Below are 21,989 nucleotides of genomic sequence, written 5' to 3'. Positions count from 1 at the left end.
CCCCTCCCCCCCAAGCCCCTCTCCTGGAAGGAGAGGGGGATTCACGCAGCCTTACTTGGCTGCCCAGGCGTTGAAGCGCTGTTCCAGCTGCTCGCCGTAGTCGGCCCAGAAGGTGACATTCATGGCGACCTGGTCCTTGATGTTCTCCGGCGTGGTCGGCATGTCTTTCAGCAGGCCCTTGTCCAGCAGCGACACGGCCTGGGTATTGGCCGGACCGTAGGCGATGTTCTCGGAGTAGATCTTCTGCTGCTCGGGCTTGACCGAGAAGGCGATGAACTCCATGGCCTTGTCGACATCCTTGGCGCCCTTCGGGATGGCCCAGGAGTCGAAGTCGTAGATGCCACCGTTCCACACCACCTGAAGGTTGCTCTCCTTCTGCACGGCGGCGATGCGACCGTTGTAGGCGGAGCTCATGACCACGTCGCCGGAGGCCAGGAACTGCGGCGGCTGCGCGCCGGCTTCCCACCACTGGATGCTCGGCTTGATCTCGTCCAGCTTCTTGAAGGCGCGGTCCTGGCCTTCCTTGGTGGCGAGCACGGTATAGACATCGGCCGGCTTGACGCCGTCGGCCATCAGGGCGAATTCCAGGGTGTACTTGGCGCCCTTGCGCAGGCCGCGCTTGCCGGGGAACGTCTTCACGTCCCAGAAATCGGCCCAACTGGTGGGAGCGGTTTTCAGCTTGTCGGCGTTGTAGGCCAGCACCGTGGACCACACGAAGAAGCCGACGCCGCAAGGCTGGATGGCACCGGGCACGAAATCCTCGGCCTTGCCGAACAGGGCGGGGTCGAGTTCCTCGAACATGCCTTCGTCACAACCGCGGGACAGCTCGGGGGACTCCACCTCCACCAGGTTCCAGGAGACGCTGTTGGTGTCGACCATGGCCTTCACCTTGGCCATCTCGCCGTTGTACTCGCCAGCGATGATTTTGTTGCCAGTGCTCTGCTGGTAGGGCTCGTAGAACGCCTTGACCTGCGCATTCTTGTTGGCGCCGCCAAAGGACACCACCGTCAGGTCTGCCGCCAGGGCCTGAGCGGCGCAGGCCATGCCGAGGGCGATGGCGGTGAGTTTCAGGGATTTCGACATTTTTATTTTCTCCACAGTGCAGGGTTGCTAATGCCTTGGCGCCGCCGCGTCATTCCGCCAACAGCGGGTCCAGTGCGCGGACGTGCTCCACTTGCCAGCCGAGCGGCACCACATCGCCCACCGCCAATGCGGGGTCGAGCTCGGCAATGGGTTGCTTGACGAAGAAATCGGGCTTGCCGCAGACCTCCATGCGAATGCGCACGTGGTCGCCCAGGTAGATGAACTCGGCGACGCGCCCGGAGAAGCGGTTCACGCAGTTTTCACTGTGGCCATTGAGGCGCACGCGTTCCGGGCGGATCGACAGGGTCACCGGCTCGCCCGGTTGACCGACCCTGATCGCCAGGGCCTCGACCTTCTCGCCACGGGCCAGGCGCACGACGCACCTGTCGCCTTCACGGCTTTCCAGTTGCCCCGTCAGGCGATTGTTCTCGCCGATGAAGTTGGCCACGAAGGTGTTCTTCGGCAGCTCGTAGAGCTCGCGCGGCGGGGCGATCTGTTGGATCTCGCCCTGGTGGAACACCGCCACGCGGTCCGACATGGTCAGGGCCTCGCCCTGGTCGTGGGTGACGTAGACCACGGTGACACCCAGGCGCTGATGGATGTGCTTGATCTCCATCTGCATGTGCTCGCGCAACTGTTTGTCGAGGGCGCCGAGAGGTTCGTCCATCAGCACCAGCTGGGGTTCGAACACCAGCGCGCGGGCCAGGGCGACACGCTGCTGCTGGCCACCGGAAAGCTGGCCGGGGTAGCGGTTGCGGAAGGCGTCCAGCTGGACCATGGACAGCGCGCGCTTGACCCGCTCGCTGGCGTCGGTCTTGCTCATGCCGCGCACCGACAGCGGGAAGGCCAGGTTCTCGGCCACCGTCATGTGCGGAAACAGCGCGTAGTTCTGGAACACCATGCCGATGTCGCGCTTGTGCGGGGGAACGTTGTTGATGGAGCGGCCGGCCAGGAGGATCTCGCCACTGGTGGGGGTTTCGAACCCGGCGAGCATCATCAGGCTGGTGGTCTTGCCGGAGCCGGACGGCCCGAGCAGGGTGAGGAATTCGCCTTTGCGAATGTCCAGGTTGAGGTCTTTGACGATCAGGGTCTCGCCGTCGTAGCTCTTCTGTACGCCGCGAAAGCTGACCAGGATGTCGCTGCCTTGTGTCTCGGCCATAACCGCACCTTTGTTTTTGTGTCTGCCGTAGGCAAAAGCCTAGAGAAGGCGGCAAGGCACGCAAATCGGGCGGTATGAGAGATTGCTATAAGGCTTAGAGACTATTAATTGTAGGGATTGCCCTACAAACAATAGCGAAACAATCAGACATTCAAAGCAGCTTGTGCTCCACGGCGTACTTCACCAGGTCGGCCACCGAGTGCAGGCCAAGCTTCTGCATCAGACGCGCCTTGTGGGTACTCACGGTCTTGCTGCTCACAGCCAGTTGCTGGGCGATTTCGTTCACTCCATCGCCACGCACCAGTCGCTCGAACACCGAAAACTCCCGCTCTGAAAGCAGGGTATGGGCGGGGCGGGCATCGGTCAGCCCCACCTCGAACACCATGCGGTCGGCCAGCTCCGGGTCGATGTAGCGGCCGCCCGCGGCCACCTTGCGGATGGCAGTGAGCAGCAGCGCCGGATCGCTGTCCTTGGTGGCGTAGCCGGCGGCGCCGATCTTCAGCGCCCGCGCGGCCATCTGCGCTTCGTCGTGCATGGAAAGCACCAGCACCGCCGGCGGATTGCTCAGGGCACGGATGCGCGGAATGGCTTCGAGGCCGTTGACGCCGGGCATGGAAATGTCCAGCAGCACCACTTCACAGGGTGTCTGGCGCAGGGTTTCCAGGAGTTGCTCGCCGTTGGCCGCCTCGCCAACCACGCAAAGGTCCTTGGCCAGGCCGATGAGCTGCTTGATGCCCTCGCGGACAATGGTGTGGTCTTCGGCCACCAGTACTCGGATCACGCCACTTTCTCCTTATCCAATGCCACGCGCACGCAAAGGCTGGTGCCCTCCCCCGGCTGGCTGTCGATCTGCAGGCTGCCGCCCAGCATCAGCACACGTTCGCGCATGCCCACCAGGCCGAACGAACTGCCACGCCCGGCGCCGGTATCGAAACCGCGTCCATCGTCGCTGATGCGCAGGCAAAGCATGCCGTCTTCTTCATAGAGGCGAACGTCCACAGTATGCGCCTCGGCATGGCGCATGACGTTGGTCAGCGCCTCCTGCAGCACCCGGAACAGGCCCACGGCCTTGGCGTCGGACAGCGGCGGAAGCTGTTCGGGCACCTCCACCAGGCAGGGGATCTGGGTGCGTGCTTCGAAGCGTCGGGCCTGCCATTCGATGGCCGAGGCGATACCGGCATCGAGGATCGGCGGTCGCAGCGCGGTGGCCACATCGCGCACCAGTTGGAAGAGCTGGGCGATCAGACGTTTCATGCTCTCCAGCCGCTCGCGCAGGCCGACATCGAGGCCGGCGAAGGCCAGTTCGCACATGGAAGTCTCCAGTTTGAGCACGGTGAGCACCTGGCCCAGTTCGTCGTGCACCTCGCGGGCGATACGCGCCTTTTCTTCTTCCCGCACGCTTTCCAGGTGCGCCGCCAGCTCGCGCAACTGCGCGCGGGAAGCGGCCAGCTCCAGCTCGATCTGCTTGTTGTCGGTGATATCCCAGACCACGCCGTCCCAGACCGCGCGGCCGTCTTCGAAGAGCCGCGCGCTTGCCTTGATGTCCGCCCAGCGCAGTTGGCCGTCACGGGTAAGGATGCGCCCCTGCCAATGCCAATCGCGCTCGCCGTCCAGTGCCTGCAGCTGGCTTGCCCAGTACTCGTCGCGATCGTCCGGATGCACCAGGCCGCGAATGCCGCGCCCGGTGCTCAGCAGCTCGCTGGCGCTGTAGCCCACCAGCCCCTCGCTGCCTTCGCCGATGAAGGCGAAATCGGTCGGCGCGCCGGCCCTCGGCCGCTCCAGGCGAAATACCAGCCCGGGTACGTTGGAGGCGATGCCCTTGAGCCGCGCCTCGCTTTCCTCCAGGGCCTCGCGGGCGCGACGCCGCTCGGTGGCATCGGCCAGGAACACCACCAGGTACTCGGAAGTGCCGAAACGCAGGAAGCTCAGCGACACATCCGCCGGCAGCCAGCGGCCGTCGAGGCGCCGGCAGCGGGTCTCGAAGCTCAGCGGCCCTTCGTCACTGTTGCGCGCGCGGCGCCAGAGGTTGAGCCAGCGGTCCATGTCCAGTTCCGGCTGAACATCCGCCAGGGGGCGATCCGCCAGGCCGTCCGGTGCATAACCGAGCATCTGTTCGGCGGCGCGGTTGGCGTAGCGCACGTGGCTGTCCCAGTTCACCCAGAGAATGCCAAGGGTGCTGTGGTCGATGGAGAACTGGGTGAGGCGCAAGGCCTCCTCGGCGGCGTCGCGAAGCTGCAGCGCGTGACGGGCATCGAGCAGTTGCCGCTCCAGCCGGCTCCGCTGCCGCCGCAGCCAGGTGATGATGGCCGCCGCCGCCAGCAGCAACATGCCGAGCAACAGGCTGAAGCTCCGCCAGAAGCTGGCGGAATCGCGCAGGCGCGGATACTTGGGTTGCAGCCAGCGCTCGCGAAGCTGGTCGAGGTCCTTCGGCGGCAGGCTGAGCAGAGCGATGTCGATGATCGCCGCCAGCTCCGGCCAGTCACGCCGCGAAGCCACACGCAACAGCTGGGAAAAGCCGATGTCGCCCACCACCGCCAGCCCGGCGAACTCCTGCTCGCGGGACAGGCGGCTGAGTTGTGCCTCGTCCAGCACGGCATAGCGCACCTGCTCGGCGAGCAGCGCCTGCAGGGCCTGGCGCTCGCTGGCCATGGGCTTGAGGTTGAGATTGGAGTAGGTCGAGCGCAGGTAGTCGGCCACCGCGCTGGGCTGGCGCAGGGCGACCGGGGAGGTGGCGTCCAGTTGCTCCAGGTCCACCGCCGCGCTGCCCTCTCGCTCGCCCACCAGCAACTGTGAAACACGCAGGTAGGGATCGGAGAACAGCCACAGGCGCAGGCCGGCAGGCGTCTGCACCAGCCCTGGAGCGAGGTCGATCTGCCCGGCACGCAGCGCCTGCTCCAACTCGCCCAGGCTGTCGTAGGTGCGCCAGACCAGTTCCACGCCCATGGCCTTGGCCAGCCAGTTCATCAGCTCGACATTGGCCCCCGACAACTGCTGGAGGCGCCGGTCCAACTGGACATAAGGCGCCTGCAGGACGGCCCCCGCGCGCAGCTGGCCATGCTCGTCGAGCCATTGCCGCTGCCCCTCGTCCAGGGACAGCGAGCGCGGCGCCGCCAGCACGGGTAGCGCCAGGCAACCGGCGAACAACAGGGAAAGCAGCACTCGGATCATCGAAAGCCAACCGCAACGGAGGGAAACAGCCGACATACCTTACTCCAGCCACGGCGCACCATGCGAAGGCTCGGCCTGACAAAAACCCGGCGAGCCATTAGGCTCCAGCTTCCCAGCTCGACCAGGACCAGCACCGATGCTTCGCGCCTTTCGCCCAATCCTTGCGGCCCTTTGCCTCACCCCGCTGCTCGCCTCCCCTGCCCTGCTGGCGGAGGAAGGGGCCACGGCCCCCGGGGAGCACGCACCGCTGGTGGAACGCGCGCCCCTGGAAGAACGCAGCCGAGAGGAGGCCAGCGGCCTGGAGCGTCAGCTCCCCCAGCGGGCACAACAGCAGCTCAAGGCCGGCACGGAACCTGTCCTCGCGCTCTGGCAACCCGCCAATGTCGGCACCCCCAAAGGCCTGGTGATCCTCCTCCCCGGCGACGGCGAAACCGCCGACTGGCCGGAAGCCGTAGGCCCGCTGCGGCGACGCTTGCCGAACGCCGGCTGGAGCACGCTGGCCCTGACCTTGCCTGATCCAAGCGGCGACCCGCCGCCGCCCCGGCCACCGAAGGCCGAGGAAGCAACCAAGGCCGAACCCGCGGTCAGCCCGGAAAAGGCCGAGGAAGAAGGTCCGTCCACCACCGAACAGGCCGGCAGCGCCGAACCCAGTACCGACCCGGCGCCGCCGCCGCTGTCCCGCGACGCCATCCAGAAAACCCAGACCGAGCGGGTGTTCGCGCGCATCGAAGCGGCACTGGCGTTCGCCCGCGAGCAGCAACCGAAATCCATTGTGCTGCTGGGCCATGGCACCGGCGCCTACTGGGCGACGCAGTTCCTCGCCACCCAGGAACCGCAGGACGTGCGCAACCTGCTGCTGGTCGCCGCCGAGTTGCCCGCCGGCTATGAACCGCCGCTGGAGGAATCGCTGCCCGCGCTGAAGCTGGCCACCGGCGACTTCTACTACAAGGACCAGCCGGCCGACCGCGACGCCGCCCTGCGCCGCCTGCATGCCAGCAAGCGCCAGAAGCACCCGGCCTACATCCAGATCGCCATGAAGGGCCTGCCGGCCGATCCCGCCACCGAACAGGAACAGTTGATCCGGCGCATACGCGGCTGGCTCAGCCTGCACCTGGAGGCGCAAGGCGGCGCGACACCGAAGGACGATTGAAGCGTCAGCGAAAGCCGTGGCGTTCGCGGATCAGGTTGTAGGCACTGTGCAACTCGCGAGTTCGGTCGGTGGCGGCGCGGACCACGGCCGGACTGGCGCCTGAACCCGCAAGCTTGTCGGGGTGGTTCTGGCTGAGCAGGCGACGGTAGGCACGCTTGATCACCGCCGGCTCGCAATCGGCGGTCACGCCCAGCAGGGTCAGCGCATCCTTGTAGCTGTTGCCCGGTTTGGACGGCAGCCCCCGAGGCGTGTCGTAGCCAGCACCAAGGGCCTCCACCCGGGATGCGGCAAACCCCAGCCAGTGCCCCCATTGCAGGATGAGCTTGCGTTCGTGCGGACCGATCCGGCCATCCGCTGCCGCCATCTGCCAGCAACTGCGCAGCAGGCGTTCAGCCGCCGGCCGCTCGTCCCTCAGCCTGCGCAGGCAGGGCTGCAGGTTGTCGCCACCGGCTTTGCCTCGCTGGAAGGCGGCAATGGCACGACGAGTACCGGCCTCATCCAGCCCCATGCGCTTCATCTCGGATCGCGCTTGCTGGATATGGGCCTCCTGCACGCGACCGTCGCTCTTGGCCAGCCGGCCAAGAAGAACGAACAGCAGGTCCTGCGGTTCGATGGCGGAAGAGCCTCGCATATGGGCCCGCAGGGCGCTCCAGGAATCCAGCCGCAGGCGCCGGTCAAGCACGTGCCCCAGCAAGCCGCCGAGCAAGGCACCCGGAATGCTGGCCAGCGCGAAGCCCGCGGCGACGCCGATCAGGGTAGCCGGCCAGACCAATTCAGGCCCCCACCGCCAGCAGACGCTCGACGTCCGCCAGGCGTTCGTGGGTGCCGACATCCACCCAGCGCCCGGCATGGTGCTCACCACTCACCTGCCCCGCCGCCATGGCCTGGCGCAACAACGGCGCCAGCTTGAAGGCGCCCGCCTCACAGCCCTCGAACAGGCGCGGATGGAGTACGGCGATGCCGCTGTAGGTAAGGCATGGCTCACCCTTGTGCGCATCACTGACCCGGCCGTCGGCCAGATGGAAGTCGCCGTGCGGATGATGCGTCGGGTTGTCCACCAGCACCAGATGGGCGAGGCCCGCCAGTGGCTGGCGCAGTCGGCTGAAATCGAAGTCGGTCCAGACATCGCCGTTGACCACCAGGAAAGGCTCGTCCCCCAGCAACGGCAAGGCGCGGAAGATACCGCCGCCGGTTTCCAGCGGCTCACCTTCGGCGGAGTAACGAATGGACAGACCGAATCGCGCGCCATCGCCCAGGTAGTCCTCGATCTGCTGGCCGAGCCAGGCGTGGTTGATCACCAGCTCGCTGAAACCGGCCCGCGCGAGGGCACGGAGATGGAACTCGATCAGCGGCGTACCGGCGGCGCGCACCAGCGGTTTGGGGGTATGCAAGGTCAGGGGGCGCATGCGTTCGCCCTTGCCCGCGGCAAGGATCATGGCCTTCATGGGCGGGCGGCCTCGTCCTGCGGCAGCCCGGCGAGCAACTCACCCAGTTCGGCGAGCTCGGGCCGGCGCTCGATCACTGCCTTTATATAGGCAAAGAAGCGCGGCACATCGCCCAGGTACTTCGGCTTGCCGTCGCGGTGGCAGATGCGCGCGAAGATGCCGATGACCTTGAGGTGCCGTTGTACCCCCATCAGATCGCTGGCGCGGCGGAATTCGGCGAAATCGGCCTGCACCGGAATTCCGGCTTCGCGGGCCAAACCCCAGTAGCGTTCCAGCCAACCGCTCACGCGCTCCTCGGGCCAACTGAGGAAGGCGTCCTTGAACAGGCAGGTCACGTCATAGGTGACCGGGCCGTAAACCGCATCCTGGAAATCCAGCACGCCGGGGTTCGGCGAACTCAGCATCAGGTTGCGTGGCATGTAGTCGCGGTGCACCAGCACCTGGGGCTGGGCCAGGGCGCTGCCGATCAGCAGGTCGCAGATGCGCTGCCAGGCGGCCAGGCGCTCGCCCCCCAGCTCGATGCCGAGATGGCGCTGCAGGTACCACTCGGGAAAGAGCTGCAACTCGCGACGCAGCAGGGCGTCGTCATAGCTCGGCAGGGGTACGTCGAGGCTGCGCTTCTGGAACGTCAGCAGGGCCTTGAGGGCGTCGTCGAACAGCGGGTCGGCGTTGTCGGCATCGATGACGTCGAGGTAAGTCTGGCGTCCCAGGTCGTCAAGAATCAGGAAGCCCTGTTCCACATCGGCCGCCAGGATGCGCGGCACATGCACGCCGGCTTCGGCGAGCATGCCCGCCACCTTGACGAAGGGGCGGCAGTCTTCGCGGGGCGGCGGGGCGTCCATCAGGATCAGGGTGCGGTCTTCGGCTTCCCAGCGAAAGTACCGGCGAAAGCTGGCGTCGCTACTGGCTGGAATCAGCCTGGCAGCAGGCACGGTGCCCCAGCCTTGGGCAGTGAACAGGGTGGGCAACTGCTGGTCCAGCCATTGGCTCAGCTGCTGAAGGCGCAGGTCTTCGTGATGCATCGGGTGGTCTCCGGCGGCGCTAGCCGTTGTGCGGGTCATGCTTTATTATCCAGCATCTTTTTCAGCCCATCGAGAGGCGTGCGGCCCCAGCGGGCCGAAGGCGCGCAGGAAGCCCGGACTAACAAGATGGCAGTAAGATCCCCCGCGTTTCGTAGAAAGTTCCCCCTGCTGGTGACCGGCAGCCTGCTGGCCCTCCAGCCAGTAGCCACCTCATTCGTCATCGCTGCAGAGCAATTCGATTGCCAGCCTTCCGCCACCGGCGGCTGGGCCTGCTCGCCCAAGGCCAGCGCCGACAGCCTGCCACCGCGCCCGGTGCACAGCGACAGCGCCGTAAGCTCGACCATCGGCACTGCCCCCCAGGCCACCGAAGGCGGCAAGACCACCCTGGTCACCGAAGCCGGAGGCAAGGGCCTGGCGTCCCGCAGTGCCGACTACAGCCACCTCGACTGGGTCCCGCGCGATAAGCTCACCCCCTCGCAACTGGCCGAGGCCGGCCCGTACTGCGCCGGCGCCTATATCGAGCCGCCGCGTCCGGGCATGGAAGACGACACGCCACTGGAAGACGCCCCCACCTACATTTCCGCCAAGGCCTCGCGCTACGAGCAGGAAAAGCAGATCGCCACCCTCGCAGGCGATGTGGTCCTGCGCCAGGGCAGCATGCAGGTGGAAGCCGACGAGGCCAACCTGCTCCAGGCGGAAAACCGTGGCGAGCTGGTCGGCAACGTCAAGCTGCGCGACAAAGGCGCCCTGGTGGTCGGCGATCACGCCGAGCTGCAACTGGACAACGGCGAAGCCAGGGTCGACAACGCCGAGTACGTGCTGCACCAGTCCCATACCCGTGGCAGTGCGCTCTACGCCAAGCGCCAGGAAGACGCCATCATCCGCCTGAAGGACGGCACCTACACCCGTTGCGAACCGGGCGACAACGCCTGGCACCTGAAGGGCAACAACATCAAGCTGAACCCGGCCACCGGTTTCGGCACCGCGACCAACGTCACCCTACGGGTCAAGGACATTCCAGTGTTCTATACCCCGTACATCTATTTCCCGATCGACGACCGTCGCCAGTCCGGCTTCCTGCCGCCGACCATCGGCAGCAGCACCGACACCGGCTTCCTGCTGGTCACGCCGTACTACTTCAACCTGGCGCCGAACTACGACGCCACCCTGTACCCGCGCTACATGGCCAAGCGCGGCCTGATGATGGAAGGCGAGTTCCGCTACCTGACCCGCAGCAGCGAGGGCCAACTGGGCGCGGCCTACCTCGACGACCAGGAGGACGAGCGCAAGCTCATGTCCGAGTACGAGAAGAAGCGCTGGCTGTACACCTGGAAGCACACCGGCGGCCTGGACTCGCGCCTGCTGGCCGAGGTCGACTACACCGACATCAGCGACCCGTACTATTTCGACGACCTGGACACCGACCTGGGTGTGGACACCCCCACCTACGTCAACCAGCGCGGCACCCTGACCTATCGCGGCGACACCTATACGGCCCGTCTGAACGCCCATGCCTATGAGCTGGCGACCATTTCCGACATCACGCCGTACGATCGCCTGCCGCAGATCACCCTGGATGGCAAGCTACCCTTCCAACCCGGCGGCCTGAATTTCGATTACAGCACCGAGTTTGTGCGTTTCGACCGTAACCTGCGCGATGGACTGTTCACCGATATCGACGGCAATACCTCGAATTGGAACGACAACAACCTACGCGGGCTGGCACGCGCCAATGGCGATCGAACCCACCTGGAACCGAGCGTCAGCCTGCCGATGAACTGGACCTGGGGCTTCCTCAAGCCGCAGGTCAAGTATGCCTATACCCAGTACGACCTGGACCTGGACCAGCGCGGCAAGACTACCCTGTTGGCAGAACAGACATTCCACGGAAGTCAGGACCGTCAGGTACCAATCTACAGCGTCGACAGCGGCCTCTACTTCGACCGCAAGACCCAGTTCTTCGGCAAGAACTACACCCAGACCCTGGAACCACGCCTGTACTACCTCTACGTTCCGGAAGAGGACCAGACCGATATTCCGGTGTTCGACACTGGCGAGCCTTCGTTCAGCTACGCATCGCTGTTCAGGGATAACCGCTTCTCCGGGCGCGACCGCATTGGCGATACCAATCAGCTGTCCCTGGGCGTGACCAACCGCTGGATCGAGTCCAACGGATTCGAGCGCCAGCGGTTCAGCATTGGCCAAGCCTTCTACTTCAAGGACCGCGAAGTGACCCTGCCGGACAGCTTCAGCGGACGCCCGGGGACCGCGCCGATGAAAGACCGGGCGGACTACAAGGCCTCGGTCTCCCCCTACGCCCTTGACTACCTGTATCGCTTCAATCGCGACTGGCGCCTGAGCTCCACCTTCAACTGGGATCCGGATACCCACCGCACCCGCTCCGGCAGCGCGATGTTCCACTACCAGCCCGAGGACAACCCGAACAAGGTGGTCAACGCCGGCTATCGCTACCGCAATGACACCGTCCGCTACGACCAATCCACCGGTAACTGGGTTGTGGGCGGTAGCGACTTCGGCACCCCGGGCACTCCGGGTTTCATCAAGGACTACTACAAGATCAGCCAGCACGACTTCTCGGTCATCTGGCCGATCGTCCCGCAATGGAGCGCACTGGCCCGCTGGCAATATGACTACAGCCGCAATCGTACCCTGGAAGCCTTCGGTGGCTTCGAGTACGACAGTTGCTGCTGGAAGCTGCGCCTGATCAACCGCTACTGGGTCGACTACGACGAGTTCGACCAGACTCCTGACCCGACCAACGAAAGCGGCGACCGCGGGATCTTCCTGCAAATCGTCCTCAAGGGCCTCGGCGGCATCGTCGGCAACAAGGCCGAAGGCTTCCTGGAAAAAGGCATTCAAGGTTACCGTGAACGTGAAGACCAAGCTCTCTGATTGTCTGCGCCCGCTGCTGTTGGGTGCCCTTCTCCTCGGCGGCATCGCGCACGCCGAGGTTCGCTCCATCGACCGCGTGGTCGCTATCGTCGACAACGATGTGATCATGCAGAGCCAGCTGGACCAGCGCCTGCGTGAAGTGCAGCAGACCATCGCCAAGCGCGGTGCCTCGCTGCCACCCGAACACGTGCTCAGCCAACAGGTGCTGGAACGCCTGATCATCGAGAACATCCAGCTGCAGATCGGCGACCGTTCCGGCATCCGCATCGCCGACGAAGAGTTGAACCAGGCCATCGAAGCCATCGCCCAGCGCAATGGCATGACGGTCGAGCAGTTCCGCGGCGCCCTTGCCCGTGACGGCCTGTCCTTCGACGACGCCCGCGACCAGGTCCGCCGCGAGATGGTCATCAGTCGCGTGCGCCAGCGCCGTGTGGCCGAGCGAATCCAGGTCACTGACCAGGAAGTGCAGAACTTCCTCGCCTCCGACATGGGCAAGATCCAACTCTCCGAAGAGTTCCGCCTGGCCAACATCCTGATCCCGGTGCCGGAAGCGTCTTCGCCCAGCACCATTCAGGCCGCCGAGCGCCAGGCCCAGGAGCTGTACCAGCAGCTCCAGCAGGGCGCCGACTTCGCCCAATTGGCCATTTCGCGCTCCGCCGGCGAAACCGCCCTGGAAGGCGGTGAGATCGGCTGGCGCAAGGCTGCCCAGCTGCCCCCCCCCTTCGACGGCATGATTGGCGCCTTGCAGCCGGGTCAGGTGACCGAGCCTGTGCGCACGCCGGGCGGCTTCATCATCCTCAAACTGCTGGACAAGCGCGGTGGCGACACCCTGGTTCGCGACGAAGTACACGTCCGCCACATCCTGCTCAAGCCGAGCGAGATCCGCAGCGAAGCCGACACCCAACGCCTGGCCCAGCGCCTTTACGAGCGCATCCAGTCCGGCGAGGACTTCGCCGAACTGGCCAAGAGCTTCTCCGAAGACCCCGGCTCGGCCCTCAACGGCGGCGACCTGAACTGGATCGACCCCAATGCCCTGGTTCCGGAGTTCCGCGAGGTCATGGCGCAGACCCCGGCCGGCAAACTGTCCAAGCCGTTCAAGAGCCCCTATGGCTGGCACGTGCTGGAAGTGTTGGGCCGCCGCGCCACCGACAGCAGCGAAAAATTCCGCGAACAGCAGGCCATGAACATCCTGCGCAACCGCAAGTACGACGAAGAACTGCAGGCCTGGCTGCGCCAGATCCGCGACGAGGCCTACGTCGAAACCAAGCTGTAATCCCGGCGAGTCTCGGCCACGCGCTGGCGGTACAATCGCCGCCAGCGTATCGGCCCCTGTACAGGACTCGCCATGACCCCTCTCCGCTTCGCCCTCACCCCAGGTGAACCCGCCGGCATCGGCCCTGACCTTTGCCTGCTGCTCTCCCGCTCCGCCCAGCCCCATGCCCTGATCGCCATCGCCAGTCGCCCGTTGCTCGAACAGCGCGCCATCGAGCTGGGGTTGTCCATCCAACTGATTGAAGTGGCCCCGACGAGCCTGCCGGACGCTCCGGCGCCCGCCGGCAGTCTCTATGTCTGGGACACCCCCCTGCGCGCAGCAGCGACGCCCGGCCAGCTCGACCCGCAGAACGCCGACTACGTGCTGGAAACCCTGACCCGCGCCGGCCAGGGATGTCTTGACGGGCATTTCGCCGGGATGATCACCGCGCCGGTGCACAAGGGCGTGATCAACGAAGCCGGCATCGCCTTCTCCGGCCACACCGAATTCCTCGCCGAGCTGACCGCCGCTCGCCAGGTGGTGATGATGCTGGCCACTCGCGGCCTGCGCGTGGCGCTGGTAACGACCCACCTGCCGCTCAAGGATGTCGCCAGCGCCATCACGCCCGAGCGGCTGCAACGAGTCGCCCGCATCCTGCATGCAGACCTGGTGAACAAATTCGGCATTGCCCGTCCGCGCATTCTGGTCTGTGGCCTCAACCCCCATGCGGGCGAAGGCGGCCATCTGGGCCGGGAGGAACTGGACGTCATCGAGCCGACCCTGGATAGGCTGCGCGCCGAGGGTCTGGACCTGATCGGCCCGCTGCCCGCGGACACCCTGTTCACCCCCAAGCACCTGGATCGTTGCGACGCCGTGCTCGCCATGTACCACGACCAGGGCCTGCCGGTGCTCAAGTACAAGGGGTTCGGCGCGGCAGTGAACGTCACCCTGGGCCTGCCGATCATCCGCACCTCGGTGGACCACGGCACCGCCCTCGACCTGGCCGGCAGCGGCCGCATTGACTGCGGCAGCCTGGAAGTCGCCCTGGAGACCGCTTACCAGATGGCCGCCGCGCAGCAGCGGAACCAATGAGCCGCGCCGCTTTCGCGGCCCAGCCTTAGGCGGCGCGGGCCGGCGCCTGATAAACTGCGCGACTCACGTTTCCACGCCAGGCTCCGCGGCCTGGCCCAAGGCCTGGAGCCTTCGATGTCCGAACACTACCAACACCGCGCGCGCAAGCGTTTCGGCCAGAACTTCCTGCACGACGCCGGTATCATCCACCGCATCCTGCGCAGCATCCATGCACGCACCGGCGAGCGTCTGCTGGAGATCGGACCGGGTCAGGGCGCGCTCACCGAAGGCCTGCTGGCCAGCGGCGCGCAGCTCGATGTGATCGAACTGGACCTGGACCTGATCCCCATCCTGCAGCACAAGTTCGGCCAGTTGCCGAACTTCCGCCTGAGCCAGGGCGATGCCCTGAAATTCGACTTCCGCCAGCTCGACGCCGAGCCCCACAGCCTGCGGGTGGTGGGCAACCTGCCGTACAACATCTCCACCCCGCTGATCTTCCACCTGCTCGACCACGCGGACCTGATCCGCGACATGCACTTCATGCTGCAGAAGGAAGTGGTCGAGCGCCTCGCCGCCGAACCCGGCGGTGGCGACTGGGGTCGGCTGTCGATCATGGTCCAGTATCACTGCCGCGTGGAGCACCTGTTCAACGTCGGCCCGGGGGCCTTCAACCCCCCGCCCAAGGTGGACTCCGCGATCGTGCGCCTGGTGCCACACGAGATCCTGCCGCATCCGGCCAAGGATGCCGCCCTGCTGGAGCGCGTGGTCCGCGAAGCCTTCAACCAGCGCCGCAAGACCCTGCGCAACACCCTCAAGGGCCTGCTGGACGCCACTGCCATCGAAGCGGCGGGCGTCGACGGCAGTCTGCGTCCGGAGCAGCTCGATCTGGCTGCCTTCGTCCGCCTGGCCGATCAACTGGCCGCCGCCGATCCCAAGCCCTAGACTCCATTTCCAGCTACTCGAGAGCTTTCGCGTGTCCGATCCCCGTTACAAGGTCGACGTCAGCGTCGCCACCCGCTTCCTCCCGGAGCAGTCGCAGCCGGACGAGAACCGCTTTGCCTTCGCCTACACCGTGACCATCCAGAACAACGGCGAGTTGCCGGCCAAACTGCTGACCCGCCACTGGGTGATCACCGATGGCGACGGCCATGTGCAGGAAGTCCGCGGTGCCGGCGTGGTAGGGCAGCAGCCGCTGATCGCACCCGGCGCCAGCCACACCTACACCAGCGGTACCGTGATGGCCACGCGGGTCGGCAGCATGCAAGGCAGCTATCAGATGGTCGCCGACGACGGCAAACGCTTCGACGCCATCATCGCGCCCTTCCGCCTGGCCGTTCCCGGCTCGCTGCACTGAGGGCTCCCGCATGACGGCTTATGCGGTCGGCGATCTCCAGGGATGCCTGGACCCGTTGAAATGCCTGCTGGAGCAAGTCCGCTTCGACCCCCGGCGCGACCAGCTCTGGCTGGTAGGCGACCTGGTCAATCGCGGCCCGAAATCCCTGGAGACCCTGCGTTTCCTCTATTCCATACGCGAGTCGGTCGTCTGTGTCCTGGGCAACCACGACCTGCACCTGCTGGCGGTGGCCAACAACATCGAGCGGCTGCGCAAGGCCGACACCCTGCGCGAGATAATCGAAGCCCCGGACTGCGCCGAACTGCTGGACTGGCTGCGTCACCAGAAGCTGCTGCATTACGACGAGCAGCGGGACCTTGTCATGGTCCACGCCGGCATCCCGCCCCAGTGGACGCTGAAGAAAGCGCTCAAGCGCGCTGCGGAAGTGGAAGAGGCCCTGCGGGATGATGCCCGTCTGCCGCTGTTCCTCGACGGCATGTACGGCAACGAACCCGCCAAGTGGGACGGCGACCTGCACGGCGTCACGCGCCTGCGGGTCATCACCAACTATTTCACCCGCATGCGCTTCTGCAAGGCCGACGGCACCCTGGACCTCAAGTCCAAGGAGGGACTGGACACCGCGCCGCCCGGCTTCGCCCCCTGGTTCAGCTTCCCCGGACGCAAGACCCACGGGCAGAAGATCATCTTCGGCCACTGGGCAGCCCTGGAAGGCAAGTGCAACGAGCCCGGCCTGTTCGCCCTCGACACCGGCTGTGTCTGGGGCGGCGCCATGACCCTACTGAACATCGACAGCGGCCGGCGCATCAGCTGTAGCTGCGAGGAGAACCGCCATGAGTGAATTCCAGCGCATCGCCCCTGAACGAGCCCAGACCCTGCGCGAACAGGGCGCCGTGGTCGTGGACATACGCGACCCGCAGAGCTTCGCCCTCGGCCACATCAGCGGCTCGCACCATCTGGACAACTACTCCCTGGCCGACTTCATCGCCCGTGCCGACTTCGACAAGCCACTGATCGTCGCCTGCTACCACGGCAACTCCAGCCAGGGCGCGGCCGCCTACCTGGCGCACCAGGGGTTCGCCGAGGTCTACAGCCTCGACGGCGGCTTCGAACTGTGGCGCAGCGTCTATCCCGGGGAAGTCGCCCAGGGCAGCGTCGAGTAAAATTTTTTCGGTGAGGCGCAACCCCGCGCCATCACTGGCTTGGCCGCACTTCCCCGACGGACGGTAATCCCCTGTTATGGTTCCGTCATGCTTGACCTTGCCGATAACGAACTACTCTTAGCTCAGGCCATCCAAAAAAGGGGAGAGCCGGCACACCGGTTCCGGGCCATCGGCAGCGACCATTCAGGTGTTCTGGGGGACTTTCATCAGCAGACCTTCTTCGGCTGACTGCCCGCACCCGCACAACCGACCCCGCGCCGGCTTCCTGTTTCCAGCGAGGTGACGTCATGAGCATTTTCAGCCACTTCCAACAACGCTTCGAAGCGACTCGCCAAGAGGAATATTCCCTTCAGGAGTACCTGGACCTGTGCAAACAGGACCGCAGCGCCTACGCCACCGCCGCCGAACGCATGCTCATGGCCATCGGTGACCCGGAACTGCTCGACACCTCACTGGACCCGAGGTTGTCGCGGATCTTCTCCAACAAGGTGATCCGCCGCTATCCGGCCTTTGCCGACTTCCACGGCATGGAAGAATGCATCGACCAGATCGTTGCCTACTACCGCCACGCCGCCCAGGGCCTTGAAGAGAAGAAACAGATCCTCTATCTGCTGGGCCCGGTAGGCGGCGGCAAGTCGTCCCTGGCGGAGAAGCTCAAGCAACTGATGGAACATGTGCCGTTCTATGCCATCAAGGGCTCCCCGGTGTTCGAATCGCCTCTCGGCCTGTTCAACGCCGACGAGGATGGCGCCATTCTCGAAGAGGAGTACGGCATCCCGCGGCGCTACCTGCGCACCGTGATCTCCCCCTGGGCCACCAAGCGCCTCAACGAGTTCGGCGGCGACATCAGCAAGTTCCGCGTGGTCAAGCTCTACCCCTCGATCCTCAACCAGATCGCCATCGCCAAGACCGAGCCCGGAGACGAGAACAACCAGGACATCTCCTCCCTGGTGGGCAAGGTGGATATCCGCAAGCTGGAAGAATTCCCGCAGAACGACGCCGACGCCTACAGCTACTCAGGCGCGCTCTGCCGGGCCAACCAGGGCCTGATGGAATTCGTCGAGATGTTCAAGGCACCGATCAAGGTGCTCCACCCCTTGCTGACCGCGACCCAGGAAGGCAACTACAACAGCACCGAGGGCTTGGGCGGCCTGCCGTTCAGCGGCATCATCCTGGCCCACTCCAACGAATCGGAATGGCACAGCTTCCGTAACAACAAGAACAACGAGGCCTTCATCGACCGGATCTACATCGTCAAGGTGCCGTACTGCCTGCGGGTCGCCGACGAAATCAAGATCTACGACAAGCTGCTCATCGGCAGCTCCCTGGCCCATGCCCACTGCGCTCCCGACACCCTGCGCATGCTGGCGCAGTTCTCCGTGCTGTCGCGTCTGAAGGAGCCGGAAAACTCCAACATCTATTCGAAGATGCGCGTCTACGATGGCGAGAACCTGAAGGACACCGATCCCAAGGCCAAGTCGATCCAGGAGTACCGCGACGCGGCCGGCGTGGACGAGGGCATGAACGGCCTGTCCACACGCTTCGCCTTCAAGATCCTTTCCAAGGTGTTCAACTTCGACCCCCATGAGGTGGCAGCCAACCCGGTGCACCTGCTCTACGTGCTGGAACAGCAGATCGAGCAGGAACAGTTCCCGGCCGAGATGCGCGAGCGCTACCTACGCTACATCAAGGAATACCTGGCGCCGCGCTACATCGAGTTCATCGGCAAGGAAATCCAGACCGCCTACCTGGAGTCCTACAGCGAATACGGCCAGAACATCTTCGACCGCTATGTGCTGTATGCGGACTTCTGGATCCAGGACCAGGAATACCGCGACCCGGAAACCGGCGAGATCCTCAACCGCGTGGCCCTGAACGAGGAACTGGAGAAGATCGAGAAGCCGGCCGGCATCAGCAACCCGAAGGATTTCCGCAACGAGATCGTCAACTTCGTGCTGCGCGCCCGGGCCAACAACAACGGCAAGAACCCCAGCTGGCTCAGCTACGAAAAGCTACGCGTGGTCATCGAGAAGAAGATGTTCTCCAACACCGAGGACCTTCTGCCGGTCATCAGCTTCAATGCCAAGGGCAGCAAGGAGGAGCAACAGAAACACAACGACTTCGTCAAACGCATGGTCGAGCGCGGCTATACGGAGAAACAGGTACGCCTGCTGTCCGAATGGTACCTGCGGGTACGCAAGTCGCAGTAAAACAGTCTCAAGCTGCAAGCCTGGAACACGCCCGGAGGCGCCGTCCCGTACGGTGTCCTCCGCGCCTTGCAGTCTGAAGCTCCCCGGAGGGGCCTATGAGCTACGTCATCGACAGGCGTTTGAACGGCAAGAACAAGAGCACGGTGAACCGCCAGCGGTTCCTGCGCCGCTACCGCGAGCACATCAAGAAGGCCGTGGAGGAGGCGGTCAGCCGCCGCTCCATCACCGATATGGAGCATGGCGAGCAGATCAGCATTCCCGGCCGCGATATCGACGAACCTGTCCTGCACCACGGCCGTGGCGGCCGGCAGACCATAGTCCATCCCGGCAACAAGGAATTCACCACCGGTGACCGCATCCCGCGCCCCCAGGGCGGCGGCGGCGGTCGTGGTGGCGGCAAGGCGAGCAACCAGGGCGAGGGAATGGACGACTTCGTCTTCCAGATCACCCAGGAGGAATTCCTCGACTTCATGTTCGAGGACCTGGAACTGCCCAACCTGGTCAAGCGCCACCTCAGCGGCGCCGACACCTTCAAGACCGTGCGCGCCGGCATCAGCAACGAAGGCAACCCGTCGCGCATCAATATCGTCCGCACCCTGCGCTCGGCCCACGCCCGGCGCATCGCCCTGTCCGGCTCCAGCCGCGGAAAGCTCAAGGAGGCGAAGGCGGAGCTTGAGCGCCTCAAGCGCGAAGAACCGGACAACTTCGGCGATATTCAGGAGCTTGAGGCGGAAATCGCCAAGCTTCGCGCCCGGATCGAGCGGGTTCCCTTCCTCGACACCTTCGACCTCAAGTACAACCTGCTGGTCAAGCAGCCCAACCCGTCCTCCAAGGCCGTGATGTTCTGCCTGATGGACGTCTCAGGCTCCATGACCCAGGCCACCAAGGACATCGCCAAGCGCTTCTTCATCCTCCTCTACCTCTTCCTCAAGCGGAACTACGACAAGATCGAGGTCGTATTCATTCGCCACCACACCAGCGCCCGCGAAGTGGACGAAGAAGAGTTCTTCTACTCCCGGGAAACCGGCGGGACCATCGTTTCCAGCGCGCTCAAGCTGATGCAGGAGATCATGGCCGAGCGCTATCCCATCAACGAATGGAACATCTATGCCGCCCAGGCCTCGGATGGCGACAACTGGAACGACGACTCACCCATCTGTCGGGATATCCTGATCAAGCAGATCATGCCGTTCGTGCAGTACTACACCTATGTCGAGATCACCCCGCGCGAACACCAGGCGCTATGGTACGAGTACGAACAGGTCTGCGAAGCGTTCGACGATACCTTCGCCCAGCAACAGATCGTCTCGGCGTCAGATATCTATCCGGTGTTCCGCGAGCTGTTCCAGCGCAGGCTCGTGACCTGAGGGAGGCGTGACATGACTGCCAGCAAGAAGGAACGCAAGCCCATCTCGACCGGGTCGGAGTGGACCTTCGACCTGATCCGCACCTATGACCGCGAGATCAGCCGGATCGCCGAGCGCTACGCGCTGGACACCTACCCGAACCAGATCGAAGTGATCAGTGCCGAACAGATGATGGACGCCTATGCGTCAGTCGGCATGCCCATCGGCTACAACCACTGGTCCTACGGCAAGCACTTCCTCGCCACCGAAAAAGGCTACTCGCGGGGCCAGATGGGCCTGGCCTACGAAATCGTGATCAACTCCGACCCCTGCATCGCCTACCTGATGGAGGAGAACACCATCACCATGCAGGCCCTGGTCATTGCCCACGCCTGCTACGGCCACAACAGCTTCTTCAAGGGCAACTACCTGTTCCGCACCTGGACCGACGCCAGTTCGATCATCGACTACCTGGTGTTCGCCAAGCAGTACATCAACCAGTGCGAGGAACGCCACGGCATCGACGCCGTGGAAGACCTGCTGGACTCCTGCCATGCCCTGATGAACTACGGCGTCGACCGCTACAAGCGCCCCTATCCCATCTCGGCCGAAGAAGAACGGCGCCGCCAGAAGGAGCGCGAAGAACACCTGCAGAAGCAGATCAACGACCTCTGGCGCACCATTCCCAAGGGCGCCGGCAAAGGCGGCGAGAAGGACAACCAGCGCTTCCCGGCCGAACCCCAGGAAAACATCCTCTATTTCATCGAGAAACATGCCCCGCTGCTGGAGCCCTGGCAGCGGGAGGTAGTGCGCATCGTGCGCAAGATCGCCCAGTACTTCTACCCACAGCGCCAGACCCAGGTAATGAACGAAGGCTGGGCCACCTTCTGGCACTACACCCTGCTCAACGACCTTTACGACGAAGGCCTGGTCACCGACGGCTTCATGATGGAGTTCCTGCAGTCGCACACCAGCGTGGTCTACCAACCCCCCTTCGACAGCCCCTATTACAGCGGCATCAACCCCTACGCGCTGGGCTTTGCGATGTACCGCGACATCCGCCGAATCTGCGAGGAGCCGACGGAAGAAGACCGCCACTGGTTCCCCGACATCGCCGGCAGCGATTGGCTGTCCACCCTCAAGTTCGCCATGAAGAGCTTCAAGGACGAGAGTTTCATCCTGCAGTTCCTCTCGCCCAAGGTGATCCGCGACTTCAAGCTGTTCAGCGTCCTCGACGACGACCAGAAGGACGAACTGCTGGTACCGGCCATCCACGACGAGCAGGGCTACCGCCTGATCCGCGAGACCCTGGCGGCCCAGTACAACCTGGGCAACCGCGAACCCAACGTGCAGATCTGGAGCGTCGACCGCCGTGGCGACCGTTCCCTGACCCTGCGCCACCAGCAGCACGACCGCAAACCCCTGGGCGAGTCCACCCAGGAAGTGCTCAAGCACCTGCACCGCCTCTGGGGCTTCGATATCCACCTGGAAACCCGCCACGGTGAACAGATCACCGGGAGTCACCACGTCCCCCCAAAGGGGGAACGCACTGAGGACGGGGAATACCCGCGCCTGGACCTGATCATTCCACCCATTTGATCGGTTGACCGCATGCTCGGCGGACGCCGAGCATGCGGTTCCCACTGATGGGAGCCG

Annotated in this window: 18 protein-coding genes; 11 read left to right on the top strand and 7 right to left on the bottom strand. The window is 64.7% G+C overall.

Annotation, left to right across the window (positions count from 1 at the left end):
• Positions 1-51 precede the first annotated feature (51 nt).
• The 4 genes from PJW05_RS02645 to PJW05_RS02630 form a co-directional block, all read right to left on the bottom strand.
• Positions 52-1,083 carry an ABC transporter substrate-binding protein gene (locus PJW05_RS02645; protein WP_271410396.1) on the bottom strand — a complete coding sequence of 344 codons (1,032 nt, stop codon included), beginning with the start codon at positions 1,081-1,083 and terminating at the stop codon, positions 52-54.
• A 49-nt stretch (positions 1,084-1,132) separates the two neighbouring features.
• Positions 1,133-2,242, bottom strand: a complete 1,110-nt coding sequence (locus PJW05_RS02640; protein ID WP_271410395.1) for an ABC transporter ATP-binding protein — start codon at positions 2,240-2,242, stop codon at positions 1,133-1,135.
• 151 nt (positions 2,243-2,393) lie between these two features.
• Entirely contained in the window at positions 2,394-3,023 is a 630-nt protein-coding gene (locus tag PJW05_RS02635; RefSeq protein ID WP_271410394.1) for a response regulator, read from the bottom strand.
• Positions 3,020-5,410: a PAS domain-containing sensor histidine kinase gene (locus PJW05_RS02630; RefSeq protein ID WP_271410393.1), complete on the bottom strand. Its 2,391-nt coding sequence runs from the start codon at positions 5,408-5,410 to the stop codon at positions 3,020-3,022. Before PJW05_RS02630 ends, PJW05_RS02635 begins: the two co-directional genes overlap by 4 nt.
• 136 nt (positions 5,411-5,546) lie before the next feature.
• Between PJW05_RS02630 and PJW05_RS02625 the strand changes: the two genes are divergently transcribed.
• The gene (locus PJW05_RS02625) at positions 5,547-6,560 is read left to right on the top strand and encodes an alpha/beta hydrolase family protein (RefSeq protein WP_271410392.1); all 1,014 of its coding nucleotides are present in this window, start codon (positions 5,547-5,549) and stop codon (positions 6,558-6,560) included.
• A 4-nt stretch (positions 6,561-6,564) separates the two neighbouring features.
• Here the strand turns inward: PJW05_RS02625 and djlA are convergent, their stop codons facing one another.
• Genes djlA through PJW05_RS02610 form a run of 3 tightly spaced genes read right to left on the bottom strand, consistent with a single transcriptional unit; the run spans position 6,565 to position 9,027 of the window.
• Positions 6,565-7,332 carry a co-chaperone DjlA gene (djlA, locus tag PJW05_RS02620; protein ID WP_271410391.1) on the bottom strand — a complete coding sequence of 256 codons (768 nt, stop codon included), beginning with the start codon at positions 7,330-7,332 and terminating at the stop codon, positions 6,565-6,567.
• A 1-nt stretch (position 7,333) separates the two neighbouring features.
• On the bottom strand, positions 7,334-8,005 hold the full coding sequence (gene murU / locus PJW05_RS02615; RefSeq protein ID WP_271410390.1) for an N-acetylmuramate alpha-1-phosphate uridylyltransferase MurU: 672 nt from the start codon (positions 8,003-8,005) through the stop codon (positions 7,334-7,336).
• On the bottom strand, positions 8,002-9,027 hold the full coding sequence (locus tag PJW05_RS02610; protein WP_271410389.1) for an aminoglycoside phosphotransferase family protein: 1,026 nt from the start codon (positions 9,025-9,027) through the stop codon (positions 8,002-8,004). Before PJW05_RS02610 ends, murU begins: the two co-directional genes overlap by 4 nt.
• Positions 9,028-9,153: 126 nt before the next feature.
• On the opposite strand from PJW05_RS02610, the gene PJW05_RS02605 reads away from it, so the two are divergent.
• The 10 genes from PJW05_RS02605 (at position 9,154) to PJW05_RS02560 (ending at position 21,932) form a co-directional block, all read left to right on the top strand.
• Positions 9,154-11,940 (top strand): LPS-assembly protein LptD, encoded by a 2,787-nt coding sequence (locus tag PJW05_RS02605; RefSeq protein WP_271410388.1) that lies wholly within the window; start codon positions 9,154-9,156, stop codon positions 11,938-11,940.
• Positions 11,921-13,213, top strand: a complete 1,293-nt coding sequence (locus tag PJW05_RS02600) for a peptidylprolyl isomerase (RefSeq protein WP_271410387.1) — start codon at positions 11,921-11,923, stop codon at positions 13,211-13,213. The genes PJW05_RS02605 and PJW05_RS02600 overlap by 20 nt, the downstream gene beginning before the upstream one ends.
• A 72-nt stretch (positions 13,214-13,285) precedes the next feature.
• Positions 13,286-14,284 (top strand): 4-hydroxythreonine-4-phosphate dehydrogenase PdxA, encoded by a 999-nt coding sequence (pdxA, locus tag PJW05_RS02595; RefSeq protein ID WP_271410386.1) that lies wholly within the window; start codon positions 13,286-13,288, stop codon positions 14,282-14,284.
• Between the two features lie 114 nt (positions 14,285-14,398).
• The gene (gene rsmA, locus PJW05_RS02590; RefSeq protein WP_271410385.1) at positions 14,399-15,205 is read left to right on the top strand and encodes a 16S rRNA (adenine(1518)-N(6)/adenine(1519)-N(6))-dimethyltransferase RsmA; all 807 of its coding nucleotides are present in this window, start codon (positions 14,399-14,401) and stop codon (positions 15,203-15,205) included.
• 31 nt (positions 15,206-15,236) lie between these two features.
• Complete coding sequence (apaG, locus tag PJW05_RS02585) at positions 15,237-15,617, top strand: Co2+/Mg2+ efflux protein ApaG (protein ID WP_271410384.1); 381 nt, start codon at positions 15,237-15,239, stop codon at positions 15,615-15,617.
• A 10-nt stretch (positions 15,618-15,627) separates the two neighbouring features.
• Complete coding sequence (locus PJW05_RS02580; protein ID WP_271410383.1) at positions 15,628-16,455, top strand: symmetrical bis(5'-nucleosyl)-tetraphosphatase; 828 nt, start codon at positions 15,628-15,630, stop codon at positions 16,453-16,455.
• A complete protein-coding gene (gene glpE, locus PJW05_RS02575; protein ID WP_271410382.1) occupies positions 16,448-16,777 on the top strand; it encodes a thiosulfate sulfurtransferase GlpE in 330 nt (109 codons plus the stop codon). Before PJW05_RS02580 ends, glpE begins: the two co-directional genes overlap by 8 nt.
• 287 nt (positions 16,778-17,064) lie before the next feature.
• Positions 17,065-18,987 carry a PrkA family serine protein kinase gene (locus PJW05_RS02570; RefSeq protein WP_271410381.1) on the top strand — a complete coding sequence of 641 codons (1,923 nt, stop codon included), beginning with the start codon at positions 17,065-17,067 and terminating at the stop codon, positions 18,985-18,987.
• 95 nt (positions 18,988-19,082) lie between these two features.
• Positions 19,083-20,354 carry a YeaH/YhbH family protein gene (locus tag PJW05_RS02565; RefSeq protein WP_271410380.1) on the top strand — a complete coding sequence of 424 codons (1,272 nt, stop codon included), beginning with the start codon at positions 19,083-19,085 and terminating at the stop codon, positions 20,352-20,354.
• Positions 20,355-20,366: 12 nt separating this feature from the next.
• Entirely contained in the window at positions 20,367-21,932 is a 1,566-nt protein-coding gene (locus PJW05_RS02560; protein ID WP_271410379.1) for a SpoVR family protein, read from the top strand.
• Positions 21,933-21,989 lie beyond the last annotated feature (57 nt).

It is taken from the genome of Pseudomonas sp. Q1-7 (assembly GCF_028010285.1).
In the GTDB taxonomy this organism is placed as follows: Bacteria; Pseudomonadota; Gammaproteobacteria; order Pseudomonadales; family Pseudomonadaceae; genus Metapseudomonas.
The sequence above is the reverse complement of the archived record's forward strand: the minus strand, read 5'-3'. Positions and strand labels throughout refer to the sequence as shown.

Excerpts from the sequence above, each read along its gene's own strand:
- PJW05_RS02630 (WP_271410393.1), bottom strand. The coding sequence starts at position 5,410 with ATGATCCGAGTGCTGCTTTCCCTGTTGTTCGCCGGTTGCCTGGCGCTA.
- PJW05_RS02610 (WP_271410389.1), bottom strand. The coding sequence starts at position 9,027 with ATGCATCACGAAGACCTGCGCCTTCAGCAGCTGAGCCAATGGCTGGAC.
- PJW05_RS02645 (WP_271410396.1), bottom strand. The coding sequence starts at position 1,083 with ATGTCGAAATCCCTGAAACTCACCGCCATCGCCCTCGGCATGGCCTGC.
- PJW05_RS02560 (WP_271410379.1), top strand. The coding sequence starts at position 20,367 with ATGACTGCCAGCAAGAAGGAACGCAAGCCCATCTCGACCGGGTCGGAG.
- pdxA (WP_271410386.1), top strand. The coding sequence starts at position 13,286 with ATGACCCCTCTCCGCTTCGCCCTCACCCCAGGTGAACCCGCCGGCATC.
- PJW05_RS02640 (WP_271410395.1), bottom strand. The coding sequence starts at position 2,242 with ATGGCCGAGACACAAGGCAGCGACATCCTGGTCAGCTTTCGCGGCGTA.
- PJW05_RS02605 (WP_271410388.1), top strand. The coding sequence starts at position 9,154 with ATGGCAGTAAGATCCCCCGCGTTTCGTAGAAAGTTCCCCCTGCTGGTG.
- PJW05_RS02580 (WP_271410383.1), top strand. The coding sequence starts at position 15,628 with ATGACGGCTTATGCGGTCGGCGATCTCCAGGGATGCCTGGACCCGTTG.
- murU (WP_271410390.1), bottom strand. The coding sequence starts at position 8,005 with ATGAAGGCCATGATCCTTGCCGCGGGCAAGGGCGAACGCATGCGCCCC.
- PJW05_RS02625 (WP_271410392.1), top strand. The coding sequence starts at position 5,547 with ATGCTTCGCGCCTTTCGCCCAATCCTTGCGGCCCTTTGCCTCACCCCG.
- rsmA (WP_271410385.1), top strand. The coding sequence starts at position 14,399 with ATGTCCGAACACTACCAACACCGCGCGCGCAAGCGTTTCGGCCAGAAC.
- PJW05_RS02565 (WP_271410380.1), top strand. The coding sequence starts at position 19,083 with ATGAGCTACGTCATCGACAGGCGTTTGAACGGCAAGAACAAGAGCACG.
- PJW05_RS02570 (WP_271410381.1), top strand. The coding sequence starts at position 17,065 with ATGAGCATTTTCAGCCACTTCCAACAACGCTTCGAAGCGACTCGCCAA.
- glpE (WP_271410382.1), top strand. The coding sequence starts at position 16,448 with ATGAGTGAATTCCAGCGCATCGCCCCTGAACGAGCCCAGACCCTGCGC.